Raw genomic sequence first — 14453 nt, 5'->3', positions numbered from 1 at the left:
ATTGGTTCGTCTTGTTCAGTTTTCAAAGGTCTTTGTCACTCGCTTCTCTCAAGCGACAACTATATTAGTATATCACAGTCGCTTTCGCTTGTCAACACTTTTTTGAAACTTTTTTAATCTTTTTTCATCAAGTGCCACAACCACAACATACCATAGTCCGTACGGGATTCGAACCCGTGTTACCGCCGTGAAAAGGCGGTGTCTTAACCCCTTGACCAACGGACCAGAGTTATTTTCAACTCTTACTATTATACCGACTTTTCATACTTTGTCAACTACTTTTTTAAACTTTTTATCTTTTTTGTATGACTTCCTATTGAGTACGGATGTCAAACTCTTTAAACACAATACGTAAGTCTCTTAACACTTTTTGACGTCCTCGAAAGCGTTCATTTCTTAAGACGCGTTCTAACTCTTCTTGTTTGTCTTTACTTTGTTTGTTTCTATAATCTCTTAGTGTCTCATGAAAGAGATAATAATCATCTAGACACAGACCTCCCTCACTGATACGATGACTAATCTCACCTACTTCTTCATAAGGTTCTTTATCATATCTACGCTTCTGGCTTTCTTGTTTACGGATATGGTCTAAAATTCGATTACGGAACTTTGTTTTGAAGTATTTACGTAAACGAGGAATATCTTCTGCCAGCTCTTCTTCTCTACTAATCAATTCATGTAAGCAAATCATCCCCTCTTGGTCCCAATCCGATAGATCCCATAAATGAAGGTAATATTCATTTCTACACTTATATACAATCCCCTGGACTTCTTCATATAATTCTTTAAACATAACGTCCCCTTTTCTAGATACAGTCTAACAGATTCAGAAACACTTTTGTCCCATTTCCCCCATTCTGTTCCCTACACCGTCTCAACTGCACAAAAAAGAGAGGACATGCCTCTCTGGGGGTTATAATTCTGCAATTTGGTTTAGGTTTACTTCTGCAACTGTGTCATTACCAAACATAGAGATAATCATCTTCACTTTATTGTTATCAATCTCTGTAATCTTACCAGTATAGTCTGCAAAAGCTCCATCAATGATACGTACAGTTTGACCAACTTCAACATCGATATCAAACTCTTGTACAGTTTGTCCCATAGAAACCAAGATATCACGGATTTCTTGTTCCAATAATGGAGTTGGTTTTGATCTATTTCCGTGAGATCCGACGAATCCTGTAACGTTTGGTGTGTTTCGAACAACAAACCAAGCTTCATCTGTCATCACCATTTCCACAAGAACATAACCTGGAAAGCGATTTTCTTCTACTTCTTTTCTCTTTCCATTTTTTTCAACTTGCACTGTTTGTGTTGGAATTTCAACACGTAAAATATTATCCAACATATTGTAGGTTTGTGCACGTTGTAATAGATTTTCTTTTACCTTATTTTCATAACCAGAATAAGTTTGTAAGACAAACCATCCTTTATCAAAACTATCCATGATACTTCCTTTCATAATAGAAGATTTTTAGCGTAAATAACTCCACAGATCTTCTAAAAAATGTTAATAAATCGAATCAAACCTGAAACAATCAACTTGTCAAAAATATAAATAATCACAACAAAGAAAGCAGTGTATTCCATGATAGAACGAAAATCTCTCCAGCTTTCCTTGCGAGTTGGCCATGTTGTGTCTTTAAGAAGTCTAAAAATATCTCCAATAAAACGCATCGCTCTCTCCTATCTCGTTTCTCTGTGTGTAGTATACTTACCACAATGTTTACAAAATTTATTTACTTCTAGTCGTGTTGGCTTGGGGTTCCCGCTGATCTTGATTGAATAGTTTCTCGAACCACAAACCGCACAAGCTAGGCTTGCTTTTTTTAGTGCCATAACGCCTCCATCTTATCTATTATAACAAGAAAGCTAGGCTTTGACAAGCATCTTAACGAAATAGATTGACTACTGAATCCCATATTGTTTGTGCCTTTTCTTTAATTTTAGCATCCGAGATAGCACGACTGGCCTCATCTACCAGATTTTGTGCACGACTTCTAATATCAGAAAGGCTATTATCCGCCTGATTTGATTCATTACTCTGTACTTGATTTCTTGTATTGGCTGGTGCAATTCCATTTTGCTTATAAGCATTTTCAACTGTAAAGGTACTTCCTGGCGTATAAGGTAAAATGGTATTGGCAATGTTTCTAAAGACATGAGCTGCACCGTTTGAAGTAGAGCCAGCTAGATAGTGATTTTCATCAGTCGTCGGGAAGCCAAGCCAGTGACTAATCACTACATCCGGTGTATAACCAATTACCCACTGGTCACTTGTATATTCTGGATTGAAAACCGCTTCAGTTGTACCAGTTTTTCCTGCCATGACATAATCTGCAGGCGATGAACTAATACCGGTACCGTTGGTGAATGTCCCCAACATCATACTGGTCATCTTATCAGCTACAGACTTATCAATCACCCGTTTTTGTGAATTTTTATGGCTTGCAATAACTTGTCCACTAGCATTTTCAATTCTACTAATAAAATGAGCTTCAGGCATTAAACCTTCATTTGCAAAGGCAGCATATGCTTGAGCCATTTGCAGAGGATTGGTTTCGACACCACTTCCCAAGGCGACACCAAGAACACGGTCGACCTTTTCCATGTTGAGTCCGAATTTTTCGCCTGCATCAAAAGCCTTGTCGACGCCCAAATCATTAACAGTGGCAACAGCAGGTAGATTAAGCGACTCTGCCAAGGCTTGATACATAGGAACTTCTCGACTCGTTTTGATCCCTGCATAGTTATCAACCTTATAGCTGTCGTACTGCATGGTATGGTTATCCAATTGCTTATTCAAAGCCCAACCTGCTTCAACTGCTGGCGTATAAACAACTAAAGGCTTAATTGTAGAACCAGGACTACGTTTTGATTGAGTTGCATAGTTGAAATTCCGGAATCCAGTTTTATCATTGTCAGCAACCTGACCGACAACTCCACGAACTCCCCCTGTTTTCGGTTCGAGAGCTACACTTCCTGATTGAGCAAATGTTCCATCCTCTGCCCTCGGAAATAGTGAGGTGTTTTCATAGACAACCTGCATATTTGCTTGGTAGTTTTGGTCCAATTCTGTGTAAATGCGGTAGCCATTATTGACGATTTCTTCCTCTGTTAGATTATACTTGGAAACAGCTTCATTAACAACTGCATCAAAATAAGAAGGATAGCGGTAATCTGAGATTTTCCCTTCATACTTATCGTGCAATTGCGAAGTCATATCAACTTCTGCAGCTTCGGTTTCTTGGTTTTTATCAATGTAACCCGCAGCAAGCATATTTTGCAAGACAGTATCACGACGATTGGTAGAATCTTCTACAGATTTCAAGGGATTATACAGTTCCGGTCCTTTGAGCATCCCTGCCAGAGTCGCAGCTTGATCCAAACTCACTTCTGACGCAGAAACTCCAAAGTATTTCTTACTCGCATCTTCTACACCCCACACACCATTTCCAAAATAAGCGTTGTTAAGGTACATGGTTAGAATTTGATCCTTACTATATTTTTTGGTTAATTCTAAAGCAAGGAAAAATTCTTTCGCTTTTCTCTCAACAGTTTGATCCTGCGACAGATAGGCATTTTTAGCCAGCTGTTGGGTAATAGTAGAGCCACCACCTGAACGACCAGCAGTGATAATAGCCAAGAAGAAGCGTCCATAGTTAATCCCGTCGTTTTTATAGAAAGAACGGTCTTCAGTCGCAATTACAGCATTTTGCAAGTTTTTACTGATGTCAGTCAGTTCAACGTAGGTTCCTTTTTGACCAGACAAGGCACCAGCCTCCTTTTCTTCACGGTCAAAAATGAGAGTTCGAGTTTTCAAGGCATTTTGCAAATCATTGACATTGGTTGACTTGGCTACAGCAAACAAATAGGTTCCAACTAGCAAGCCTGCACTCAAACCTAGTATAAGGACAATCTTTGTTAGATGATAGCGACGCCAGAATTTTCGAATTGGACCTACTTGGGCTAATTTTTTTCGATCACTACGAGAGCGACGTAAGCTAGTAGAATCAGAATCCTCTGATTCACTTGTTTCTTTTTTAAAAAGAGAAAGAAATTTCTCAAATAATTTATCTAATTTCATGCGTTTATTTTATCATCTTCATCATAGGAAGACAAGAATTTAGCTATTTCCTATCCAAATAGGGCTTTTTTTGTTACAATATCTGTATGAAATTCACATTTACATTACCAGACTCTCTACCTCAAATGACGGTAAAGCAATTACTTGAGGAACAACTCCTCATCCCTAGAAAAATCCGTCATTTTTTGAGAATCAAGAAACATATTTTGATAAATCAAGAAGAAGTTCACTGGAACGAGATGGTAAATCCTGGAGATATTTGCCAGTTAACTTTTGACGAGGAAGATTATCCCGAAAAAGAAATTCCTTGGGGCAACCCAAACCTCGTTCAGGAGGTTTATCAAGACCAACACTTGATTATTGTAAACAAACCTGAGGGTATGAAAACCCACGGTAACCAACCAAACGAAATTGCTCTTCTTAACCATGTCAGTGCCTACGTTGGCCAGACCTGTTATGTCGTTCATCGTCTGGACATGGAAACCAGCGGCTTAGTCCTCTTTGCCAAAAATCCTTTTATCCTGCCTATTCTCAATCGCTTGTTGGAGAAAAAAGAGATTTCTAGGGAATATTGGGCACTTGTTAACGGAAATATAAACGGCAAAGAGCTTGTTTTCAGGGACAAAATTGGACGTGATCGTCATGATCGCAGAAAACGAATAGTTGATACAAAAAATGGGCAATATGCTGAAACGCATGTAAGCAAATTAAAGCAATTTCCAAACAAAACTTCCTTGGTTCGTTGCAAACTAAAAACTGGTCGAACGCATCAAATACGTGTCCACCTTTCTCATCATAACTTTCCTATCTTGGGTGACCCTCTCTATAATAGTAAATCAAAATCAAGTCGGCTTATGCTTCATGCCTTTCGACTTTCCTTTACACATCCACTCACCTTAGAAAAATTGAGTTTTACTACCCTCTCGAATACTTTTGAAACAGAATTAAAAAAGAATGGATGATTGTGTCATCCATTCTTAAATATTTAAAAAGCAAGACCAAAGGCCTTGCTTTTTTATCAACTCAAGAATTATTTAGCGATTTTTGCGAAGTATTCAAGAGTACGAACAAGTTGTGCAGTGTATGACATTTCGTTGTCGTACCATGAAACAACTTTAACCAATTGTTTACCGTCAACGTCAAGAACTTTAGTTTGAGTTGCGTCAAACAATGATCCGTAAGACATACCTACAACATCTGAAGATACGATTGGATCTTCTGTGTAACCGTATGATTCATTGGCTACTGCTTTCATAGCTGCATTCACTTCATCAACAGTAACGTTCTTTTCAAGAACAACTACCAATTCAGTTACTGAACCAGTTGGTGTAGGAACGCGTTGTGCAGCTCCGTCAAGTTTACCGTTCAATTCTGGGATTACAAGACCGATAGCTTTTGCAGCACCAGTTGAGTTAGGTACGATGTTAGCAGCACCAGCGCGAGCACGACGGAGGTCACCTTTACGGTGTGGTCCATCAAGAATCATTTGGTCACCAGTGTAAGCGTGGATAGTAGTCATCAATCCTTCAACAACACCGAAGTTATCTTGAAGAGCTTTAGCCATTGGAGCCAAGCAGTTTGTAGTACATGAAGCACCTGAGATAACTGTTTCAGTACCGTCAAGAACGTCGTGGTTAGTGTTAAATACAACTGTTTTAACATCTGATCCACCAGGAGCAGTGATAACAACTTTTTTAGCTCCACCTTTAAGGTGTTTTTCAGCAGCTGCTTTAGTAGCAAAGAAACCAGTTGCTTCAAGAACGATTTCTACACCGTCGTTAGCCCAGTCAATTTGTTCTGGATCACGTTCAGCAGAAACTTTAACGAATTTACCGTTAACTTCAAATCCACCTTCTTTAACTTCCACAGTTCCGTCGAAACGACCTTGAGTTGTGTCATATTTCAACAAGTGTGCAAGCATAACTGGATCTGTAAGGTCGTTGATGCGTGTAACTTCAACACCTTCTACGTTTTGGATACGGCGGAAAGCAAGACGACCGATACGTCCGAAACCGTTAATACCAACTTTAACTACCATTAGTGATTTCCTCCTTATGAAAATCATGAAAATTTTATTGTGAAAAGAGTAACTTGAATCACTACAAATCACCTTTCAACAAACCTATTATATAACTATTTGAGTTGAATTGCAAGTACGGGCGTTGTTTTTTGTCTACACCTCACTTATTTTTCTTTCTCCTTTGAAAGCCTATACTGCTGTCTTTCTTTGTCTACCTAGTCATTTATCGGTTTCCTTTTAAAATGAAAAGTGAAAAGCTAAAAATTATTTTCAATCTTCCAATTTTACAAAAAAGAGGCAGGAAATTCCTGCCTCTAGGCTGATAACAATTATTTACGGCGTCCTGGTCTTTCTTTGTAGCCATAGTAAGAATCTTCGATGATTTCTTGCATATGGTCAACCATTGGAAGGCGTGGGTTAGCTGGTGAACATTGGTCTTCGTAAGCAAGGAAGGCTAATTCACGTGAATGTTCTTTCCATTCTTTTTCGTCGATACCTTGTGCTTTGAAGTTCATTTGGATACCTACGCGCTCACCAAGTTCATAGACAGCTTTTGCGTAAGATTCCACACCTTCTTCTGGAGTAGAAGCCGGAAGCCCAAGCATACGAGCGATATCTTGGTATTTTTCATCTGCACGGTAGTAGTTGTACTTAGGCCATGTTGCTGTCTTAGCTGGACGCGTACCGTTGTAGCGGATGACATATGGAAGCAAGATTGCATTTGTACGACCGTGGATTGTGTGGAATTGCGCACCAATCTTATGAGCCATTGAGTGAGAAATACCTAGGAAGGCATTGGCAAAGGCCATACCAGCGATTGTTGAAGCGTTATGCATTTTCTCGCGTGAATGGAAGTCTGCGTTCTTAACTGAGCTTTCAAGGTTTTCGAATACAAGTTTGATCGCTTGAAGTGCAAGACCATCAGTGTAGTCGCTAGCCATTTGTGATACGTAAGCTTCAGTCGCGTGGGTCAATACGTCCATACCAGTATCCGCAGCAACAAATCCAGGAACTGTCAATACCAAGGCAGGGTCTACGATTGCCACAGTTGGTGTCAATGAGTAGTCAGCGATTGGGTATTTGCGGTTGTTTGCTTTATCAGAGATAACGGCAAATGGAGTTACTTCAGATCCTGTACCAGATGTTGTTGGGATTGCGATGAATTTAGTCTTCTTACCAAGCAATGGGAATTTGAAGGCACGTTTACGGATATCCATGAATTTTTGGACAAGGTCACGGAAGTCCACTTCTGGTTGTTCGTAGAAGAGCCACATTACTTTAGCAGCATCCATTGGAGATCCACCGCCGAGAGCGATGATTGTATCTGGTTTGAAGGCACGCATGATTTCAGTACCACGTTCAACTGTAGTGATATCTGGATCTGGTTCTACATCAGCAAAGATTTGGTAAACAACCTTATTGCGACGAAGATCAAGTTGTTCGATGATACGATCAAGGAAACCAAGCTCTACCATGGCATGGTCAGTAACGATCATGACACGTTCAACGTCACGACATTTTTGAAGGTATTGAATTGAATCACGTTCAAAGTATGTTTTTGAAGGAAGTTTCATCCATTGCATGTTATTTCTCCGTCTTCCGACTTTTTTGATATTCAAAAGGTTAATGGCACTAACGTTATCCCCAACTGAGTTGCGTCCGTAAGAACCACATCCGAGTGTCAATGATGGCAAGAAGGCATTGTAAACGTCCCCGATACCACCGAAAGTAGAAGGTGAGTTACAGATAACACGAATAGCTTTAACAGCTTTACCAAATTCTTTAGTCAATTCTTCGTCAGCTGTGTGGATAGCTGCTGAGTGACCAAGACCGTTAAATTCAACCATTTGACGAGCTTTGGAAATACCATCTTCACGGCTTTCAGATTTCAAAACTGCGATAACTGGTGACAATTTTTCACGAGTCAATGGCTCGTTTTCACCAACTTCTTTACATTCTGCAGCAAGAATGTTTGTTCCTTCTGGAACTGTAAATCCTGCTTGCTCTGCAATCCAAGTTGCTGGTTTACCAACGATGTCAGCGTTCAATTTTGCACCAGCACAGTTTTTGCTGTTTGCTTTCACGCCGAAGCAGAATTCTTCAAGAAGTGCTTTTTCTTTTTTGTTTACAAAGTAAGTGTGATATGATTTGAACTCTGCTACAAATTCATCGTAAATTTCTTTATCAATGATAACCGCTTGCTCTGAGGCACAGACCATACCGTTATCAAATGATTTAGACATGACGATATCGTGTGCAGCTTGGCGAATGTTAGCTGATTTTTCAACATAAGCTGGCACGTTTCCGGCACCTACTCCAAGTGCTGGTTTACCACATGAGTATGCGGCTTTAACCATAGCATTACCACCTGTTGCAAGGATTGTTGCAATACCTTCGTGGTTCATAAGCGCACTAGTTGCTTCCATAGATGGTTCAGTAATCCACTGTACACAGTTTTCAGGAGCTCCGGCTTTAATCGCAGCATCACGAACGATTTGAGCTGCATGAGCAGATGATTCTTGTGCTGATGGATGGAAGGCAAAGACGATTGGGTTACGTGTCTTCAATGAAATCAATGATTTGAAGATTGCTGTTGATGTTGGGTTTGTTGTTGGAGTGATACCACAAACAACACCGACCGGTTCAGCGATAAGAGTCAAACCTGTTACATCGTCTTCTTCGATAACACCAACTGTTTTAGTGTGACGCATGTTGTTTACCACGTGTTCACAAGCAAACAAGTTCTTAGTTGCTTTATCTTCAAATACACCGCGTCCTGTTTCTTCATAGGCATGTATAGCCAATTCTCCGTGGGCATCCAAAGCTGCCACTGACGCTTTAGCTACGATGTAGTCGACCTGTTCTTGGTCGAGTTTACGCATTTCCTCAAGAGCAACTAAAGCTTTTTGCACCAAGCCATCAACATGCTTTTCAGCAGCAAGTTTCTTTTCTTCTGGTGTCACAGTTTTTTTATCAGCCATATTTTCCTCCATAGCTTTCAAGGATCGATATCCTTTGTTAATTTTTTCACAAGTTTATTATAACGCATTATTTCAACTTTGTAAACAGTTTCATAAACATTTCACAAAGAATTTTTTATTGTTTGTGAATTTTTTCTTATTCTCTTTACTTATCAAATTTTTTATTTAGAGTTTGTGAAATTAATTTCAAATATTTTTTATTTCACAAACTTACTTGGAAAAGGGACTTGGAAAGAGATAGATTTTCTAGTAAGCGCTTACTTTTAGATGCTAACAATACCTCCTTTGATAAGGAGGCTTTATTTTTGTTGAAAAACGCCTTGTTTAAAAGTCCCTTCATAAACAACTTCTTGTTCTGTTGTTAGTTTCCCTTTTCCTTCAGCCTGACCATTTACAAAATCACCTTCGTAGGTCCAGCCTTCTTTAGATTGAAAGGTACCTTTTCCGTTGAAGGCTCCATTGTTGAAACCACCAGTATACTGGTCTCCATTTTGGAAGGTAATGGTACCTTGTCCATTCATTTTACCACGTACAAGACTGCCATCGTAAACAATGGTTCCATTATCAAGCTTTAGAACACCTTTTCCGGGAATATTTAGAAAAAAGACGAGCACAGCACAAAAAACAATCGTAACTACTGCCAAAAGCTCTAAACGTTGACGAGTCAGATAGACACGATACTTTTCGTAAAAATTCTTAAGATTTTCCATCTTCACTCTCCTTCTCTAAACGTTCTAACCATGCTTGACAACCCTCTTGAACACGCTGATAGGTTTCCTCAAAATCTCCTGTATACCAAGGATCTGGAACACTTTCAGATGCAAATGAGTAAATCTTATCTTGACAGTCTACTGGACACATCTGACGTAAGTCAGAAACATTTGAAGCATCCATTCCGATAATATAATCAAAGGCTTCAAAATCTTCCTTACTAATCTGAAGCGATGTTTTGGTTTTGTCGTAAGGAATCTCATACTGTTGAAAAATCCCTTGAGTTCCCTTATGAATCGAATTGCCATGTTCCCAAGAAGAAGTCGCTCGACTTTGGATTTCATAATTATCTGTCATTGATTTCATAACAAACTCGGCCATAGGACTGCGGCAAATATTTCCTAGACAGACAAAGACTAATTTTTTCATCCCATTTCCTTTCTTTTATAGAAAAACGGGAGTTAGTAATCCCGTCTTATTTTTCAATTGCGCCTTCTAGTGAAGCTGTTTCTTTCAGCGGTAATACAGTCTTGATAGCAGCTAGTTCAAAAGTCAAGTAAACTCCATCTACATCAAGAACAATCGTTCTCTTCTCAGTATCTACTTCATCGACTGTTCCGTAAAGTCCACCGATTGTAATCACTTCATAGCCTTTTTGTAGTTTATTTAAGCTTTCCATACGTTTTTGTGCTTGTTTCTTTTGAGAGCGTTGCATAAAGAACATCAAGCCCAACATCGCTACAAGCATAATTAAAAATGTATAATTTGGATTCATTGTATTCTCCTTTGTCTTTTACATAGGACTACTATATCAAATTTCAGCTACTTTTACAAGATTGTACCTGCTTTTCTAGTAAGAAAAACCAGAGCTTACGCTCTGATTCTTAGGATTATTTCAAGTCTTGAACGACTTTTACAAGATTTTCTACAGTAAAGCCATATTCTGCCAATACTTTTGGTGCTGGGGCAGAGGCTCCGAAGGTATCAATACCTAGAACGGCACCATCAAGACCAACATATTTGTACCAGTTTTGAGTTGCACCCATTTCGACTGCAACACGACGGCGAACTTCATTTGGAAGAATTTCTTCCTTGTAAGCCACATCTTGTTTATCAAAGACATCTGTAGATGGCATGCTGACTACGCGGACTTTTGCACCTTGACTAGCCAATTCTTTGGCAGCTGAGACAGCAAGATTAACCTCTGAACCTGTCGCAATCAAGATGGTATCAAAGTCTGATGCATTTTCATAGACAACATAGGCACCTTTTGCAACCTTGTCGAAGTCTGTTCCTTCTTCAACAGTCAAGTTTTGACGTGTCAAGACAAGGGCAGTTGGTGTTTTTTCACTTGTCACTGCAAGGTACCAAGCCGCTTGCGTTTCACGCGCATCTGCTGGACGGAAAACATTTAGATTTGGCATAGCACGAAGACCTGCTAAGTGTTCAACTGGTTCGTGCGTTGGGCCATCTTCCCCGACTGCGATTGAATCGTGGGTAAAGACATAAGTCACAGGAAGTCCTTGTAAGGCTGACAAGCGAACAGCTGCCTTCACATAGTCAGAGAAGACGAAGAAAGTTCCACCGTATACACGAAGTCCACCGTGAAGGGCCATCCCGTTCAAGATAGTTCCCATTGCAAATTCACGAACACCAAACTGAATGTTACGGTTCAAGCGATTAGTATCGTCTTGAAGTCCGTCAGTCTTGATATAAGTCATGTTTGAGTGAGCTAGGTCAGCTGATCCACCTAAGAAGGTTGGTAACTTAGCTGCCACAACGTTCAAAGCATCCTGACTCGAGTTACGAGTTGCTTGAGAGAAGCCATTTTCTAATGCTGGGAAGTCTGCTGGAGTCACTTCAACTGGATCACGTCCATCGATGATGGCTTCTACTTCTGCAGCCAGTTCTGGATGAGCCTCTTTATAGTCAGCAACTAATTTAGTCCAAGTTTGATAAGCTGATGCACCACGGTCTGCAACATGTTCTTTGAAATCAGCATATACTTGTTCTGGGATTTCAAACGGCTCGTAGTCCCAACCAAGTGCTTGGCGAGTTGCTGCAGTTTCATCTGCTCCAAGAGGAGCACCGTGTACAGCATTAGTTCCTTGTTTGTTTGGAGAACCGTATCCAATAACAGTCTTCACTTCAATCAAAGATGGTTTGCCTGAAGCTTTAGCCGCTTCAATAGCAGCATGGATTGCTTCCAAGTCTGTTCCATCTTCAACCAAGGCTGTATGCCAACCGTAAGCATTGTAACGGTCACGAACACTTTCTGTAAAGGAATCCTTTGTCTCACCATCCAAGTTGATGTCATTTGAATCATAAAGAACAACCAACTTGTCTAGTTTTTGCAAGCCTGCGTATGAAGCCGCCTCGCTTGAAACACCTTCCATCAAGTCTCCGTCTCCACAGATAACGTAAGTATAGTGGTCAAAGATATTGTAGCCTTCGCGGTTATATTTGGCCGCCAAGAAACGTTCTGCTTGGGCAAAACCAGTGGCAGTTGAAATCCCTTGTCCTAGAGGACCTGTTGTAGCATCAATCCCTGCTGTATGGCCAAATTCTGGGTGACCTGGTGTTTTTGAACCCCATTGGCGGAAGCTCTTGATCTCATCCATGCTAACATCTTCAAAACCAGAAAGATGAAGAAGGGCATATAGAAGCATTGAACCATGACCAGCTGAAAGAATAAAACGGTCACGGTTAATCCAGTTTGGTTGAGCTGGATTGATACGAAGTTGTTTTGTAAAGAGGCTATAAGCCATCGGAGCCGCTCCCATAACCACACCTGGATGACCTGAGTTGGCTTTATTAATGGCGTCAATACCTAGGAAACGAATTGCATTAACAGATAGATTTGACATAGAATTTCCTTTCTATTTGAGGTGATGATTGAATCACACATTCTATTTTACTATTATATGAAAAAATACATAGAATAGCAATTAAACAATTCGACGTAAATAAGTATTCTATTTGCTATCCTCTAGTCGCCTGATAGTAGGGAAGTAAGCGTTCATAAGCATCTTCTAATTTTTCTAAAATCACTTCTAATGATTGATTTTCTATAAAAGAAACATCTGCTTTAACTAACACTTTTCGGATTTCTTGACTTCCTACCTTCTCGACTAAAACCTGACGATTTTCCTCAGTAGCCTCCATCTTATGACTTTCTCCATTTGAGTAGACTAAGTAATAAACACCTTCTACTGGTGGAATTTCTAAAACCTTGGCCTGCTTGCCTAGAGTTTGCTCATATTTCTTGCGCTCGATGAAACTGACTTCTAGGGAAACACCAAAATCAGAAGGATTCCCGTACAAACGTAAGGCTAGCATAGGCTCTGTCACTTGTCCGTCTCTCTGTAGATAGACCCAGAAATGTGGTCGCAAACACTGCTCTTGGTTCATCCACTGGCTAGTCTGTTGGAGTTGCCATTCTGGATGGCTTGCTTGAAAGGCTTTGGCTAGCTCTGTAAAAGCCTTTCTGGCCTCTTGACCTTTGTGGCGAAATGCCAGCATTTTCTCTCGCTCTGCTCCCGCCTTATCAGGATTACGGTACTGCAAACCAGCAAAGTCTAGATAGTCTCTTATCTTATTCAACATTAATTTAATCTCCTCCAGCTAGCAAAAAATCAGGAGAACCCTGATTTTGTTTATTCTGTATCTACAACTACATAGCGATTTGGCTCATCACCCTCAGAGTAACTAGTCACGCCATCCATACGTGAAATAATGCGATGGATAATCTTGCGTTCGCTATTTGACATAGGATCTGTTTGATGACTACGTCCTTCTTCTAAAACACGAGTCGCCAATTTTTGAGCATAGGTCTGCAAGACTTCTGCACGATGTTCAACGTAATCATTGACATTAATAGTAATGTAGAAGGTTCTTGAATAGCGGTTGTAAAGATAATTTTGAGCCAATAGTTGTAAGGCCTTCAAAACTTTACCATGGTAACCGATAATACGACCTGGCTCATTGGTATCAATTTGTAAATTGATGCTACGACGGTTATAATCATTTGAAATCGTCGCCTCAACGTCCATATCATCAATGATTGTTTGGACATAAGTCGTGACTTCCGTAGCTACTTGTTCAATGTCAAAACTCGGTTCAACTTTTAAGCCCAGATCTTCTAATTCTTGACTTTCAGTTTGTTCAGCTTGAGTCTCGACAATAGGAGTTTCTACTTCTTCTCCGAAACCAGCTTCTTCAAGCTGTAATTCATTTAAAATCTCAATATGCCCAGTTTCTTCTAAGATAGTGCTTGCATGTTTTTCATTTTTCAAGATTTCAGCCTTGACTTCATCAGAAACCCCTTGGCCTTCTTCTTCAATCTTTTTAATTGCTTCTACAACATGACCCAAATCAACGGTTGCTTCACTGACTGTTTTGACCGGTTCATTTTGTTCATTAATTTCTTTAGGAACACCCTTGACAGCCTGCTGATTAGCTTTAATGACCGTTGTTTCACTAATAGCTTCAATGTCAACTTGGGCTGGTTTTTTACCAAATAAACCAAGAAATCCATTTTTTTCACGAGAAATGACTTTGATGTGAGCCTTCATTCTTGGAATATCTAATTCTTTCAATCCTTTCTGGATTGCTTCTTCAACAGTTGAACCCGTAAATACTACCATTACCA

At 39.8% G+C, this 14453-nt stretch carries 14 protein-coding genes and 1 tRNA gene; 1 reads left to right on the top strand and 14 read right to left on the bottom strand.

What is annotated here, in order from left to right; translation table 11 throughout:
* Positions 1-153: 153 nt before the first annotated feature.
* The 6 genes from TZ90_RS01190 to pbp2a all read right to left on the bottom strand — a co-directional run bounded on the left by TZ90_RS01190 (position 154) and on the right by pbp2a (position 4090).
* Positions 154-225: transfer RNA gene (locus TZ90_RS01190), tRNA-Glu, on the bottom strand.
* A gap of 88 nt (positions 226-313) precedes the next feature.
* Entirely contained in the window at positions 314-793 is a 480-nt protein-coding gene (locus TZ90_RS01185; protein ID WP_045611009.1) for a sigma-70 RNA polymerase sigma factor region 4 domain-containing protein, read from the bottom strand.
* 120 nt (positions 794-913) lie between these two features.
* Entirely contained in the window at positions 914-1450 is a 537-nt protein-coding gene (nusG, locus tag TZ90_RS01180; protein ID WP_000376740.1) for a transcription termination/antitermination protein NusG, read from the bottom strand.
* A gap of 53 nt (positions 1451-1503) precedes the next feature.
* Positions 1504-1680, bottom strand: coding sequence for a preprotein translocase subunit SecE (gene secE, locus TZ90_RS01175; protein WP_001210990.1), 177 nt, complete (start codon positions 1678-1680; stop codon positions 1504-1506).
* Between the two features lie 9 nt (positions 1681-1689).
* Positions 1690-1842: a 50S ribosomal protein L33 gene (gene rpmG, locus TZ90_RS01170; RefSeq protein ID WP_001809375.1), complete on the bottom strand. Its 153-nt coding sequence runs from the start codon at positions 1840-1842 to the stop codon at positions 1690-1692.
* A gap of 52 nt (positions 1843-1894) precedes the next feature.
* Positions 1895-4090 (bottom strand): penicillin-binding protein PBP2A, encoded by a 2196-nt coding sequence (gene pbp2a, locus TZ90_RS01165; protein WP_045611008.1) that lies wholly within the window; start codon positions 4088-4090, stop codon positions 1895-1897.
* An 86-nt stretch (positions 4091-4176) separates the two neighbouring features.
* Between pbp2a and TZ90_RS01160 the strand changes: the two genes are divergently transcribed.
* Positions 4177-5052: an RluA family pseudouridine synthase gene (locus TZ90_RS01160; protein WP_080890701.1), complete on the top strand. Its 876-nt coding sequence runs from the start codon at positions 4177-4179 to the stop codon at positions 5050-5052.
* Between the two features lie 68 nt (positions 5053-5120).
* Here the strand turns inward: TZ90_RS01160 and gap are convergent, their stop codons facing one another.
* The 8 genes from gap to jag all read right to left on the bottom strand — a co-directional run bounded on the left by gap (position 5121) and on the right by jag (position 14448).
* Positions 5121-6128, bottom strand: a complete 1008-nt coding sequence (gap, locus tag TZ90_RS01155; protein WP_045611006.1) for a type I glyceraldehyde-3-phosphate dehydrogenase — start codon at positions 6126-6128, stop codon at positions 5121-5123.
* 311 nt (positions 6129-6439) lie between these two features.
* A complete protein-coding gene (gene adhE, locus TZ90_RS01150) occupies positions 6440-9091 on the bottom strand; it encodes a bifunctional acetaldehyde-CoA/alcohol dehydrogenase (protein WP_045611005.1) in 2652 nt (883 codons plus the stop codon).
* Positions 9092-9390: 299 nt separating this feature from the next.
* Positions 9391-9801, bottom strand: coding sequence for an MORN repeat-containing protein (locus TZ90_RS01145; protein WP_000429319.1), 411 nt, complete (start codon positions 9799-9801; stop codon positions 9391-9393).
* The gene (locus tag TZ90_RS01140; RefSeq protein ID WP_000737456.1) at positions 9788-10231 is read right to left on the bottom strand and encodes a low molecular weight protein-tyrosine-phosphatase; all 444 of its coding nucleotides are present in this window, start codon (positions 10229-10231) and stop codon (positions 9788-9790) included. Before TZ90_RS01140 ends, TZ90_RS01145 begins: the two co-directional genes overlap by 14 nt.
* A 46-nt stretch (positions 10232-10277) precedes the next feature.
* Entirely contained in the window at positions 10278-10577 is a 300-nt protein-coding gene (gene yajC / locus TZ90_RS01135; RefSeq protein ID WP_001069289.1) for a preprotein translocase subunit YajC, read from the bottom strand.
* A 115-nt stretch (positions 10578-10692) separates the two neighbouring features.
* On the bottom strand, positions 10693-12669 hold the full coding sequence (gene tkt / locus TZ90_RS01130) for a transketolase (protein WP_045611004.1): 1977 nt from the start codon (positions 12667-12669) through the stop codon (positions 10693-10695).
* Positions 12670-12784: 115 nt separating this feature from the next.
* Positions 12785-13408, bottom strand: coding sequence for a hypothetical protein (locus tag TZ90_RS01125; RefSeq protein WP_045611002.1), 624 nt, complete (start codon positions 13406-13408; stop codon positions 12785-12787).
* A gap of 50 nt (positions 13409-13458) precedes the next feature.
* Positions 13459-14448 carry an RNA-binding cell elongation regulator Jag/EloR gene (gene jag / locus TZ90_RS01120; protein WP_045611000.1) on the bottom strand — a complete coding sequence of 330 codons (990 nt, stop codon included), beginning with the start codon at positions 14446-14448 and terminating at the stop codon, positions 13459-13461.
* Between the last annotated feature and the right edge of the window lie 5 nt (positions 14449-14453).

Source organism: Streptococcus mitis, assembly GCF_000960005.1.
Classification (GTDB): Bacteria; Bacillota; Bacilli; order Lactobacillales; family Streptococcaceae; genus Streptococcus; species Streptococcus mitis_CK.
This window is presented reverse-complemented; position numbering and strand designations above follow the sequence as displayed.

Bases quoted from the DNA above. Each gene is read 5' to 3' on its own strand.
- rpmG (WP_001809375.1), bottom strand. From the start codon at position 1,842: ATGGCACTAAAAAAAGCAAGCCTAGCTTGTGCGGTTTGTGGTTCGAGA.
- pbp2a (WP_045611008.1), bottom strand. From the start codon at position 4,090: ATGAAATTAGATAAATTATTTGAGAAATTTCTTTCTCTTTTTAAAAAA.
- gap (WP_045611006.1), bottom strand. From the start codon at position 6,128: ATGGTAGTTAAAGTTGGTATTAACGGTTTCGGACGTATCGGTCGTCTT.
- jag (WP_045611000.1), bottom strand. From the start codon at position 14,448: ATGGTAGTATTTACGGGTTCAACTGTTGAAGAAGCAATCCAGAAAGGA.
- TZ90_RS01140 (WP_000737456.1), bottom strand. From the start codon at position 10,231: ATGAAAAAATTAGTCTTTGTCTGTCTAGGAAATATTTGCCGCAGTCCT.
- TZ90_RS01160 (WP_080890701.1), top strand. From the start codon at position 4,177: ATGAAATTCACATTTACATTACCAGACTCTCTACCTCAAATGACGGTA.
- yajC (WP_001069289.1), bottom strand. From the start codon at position 10,577: ATGAATCCAAATTATACATTTTTAATTATGCTTGTAGCGATGTTGGGC.
- nusG (WP_000376740.1), bottom strand. From the start codon at position 1,450: ATGGATAGTTTTGATAAAGGATGGTTTGTCTTACAAACTTATTCTGGT.
- TZ90_RS01125 (WP_045611002.1), bottom strand. From the start codon at position 13,408: ATGTTGAATAAGATAAGAGACTATCTAGACTTTGCTGGTTTGCAGTAC.
- tkt (WP_045611004.1), bottom strand. From the start codon at position 12,669: ATGTCAAATCTATCTGTTAATGCAATTCGTTTCCTAGGTATTGACGCC.
- adhE (WP_045611005.1), bottom strand. From the start codon at position 9,091: ATGGCTGATAAAAAAACTGTGACACCAGAAGAAAAGAAACTTGCTGCT.
- TZ90_RS01185 (WP_045611009.1), bottom strand. From the start codon at position 793: ATGTTTAAAGAATTATATGAAGAAGTCCAGGGGATTGTATATAAGTGT.
- TZ90_RS01145 (WP_000429319.1), bottom strand. From the start codon at position 9,801: ATGGAAAATCTTAAGAATTTTTACGAAAAGTATCGTGTCTATCTGACT.
- secE (WP_001210990.1), bottom strand. From the start codon at position 1,680: ATGCGTTTTATTGGAGATATTTTTAGACTTCTTAAAGACACAACATGG.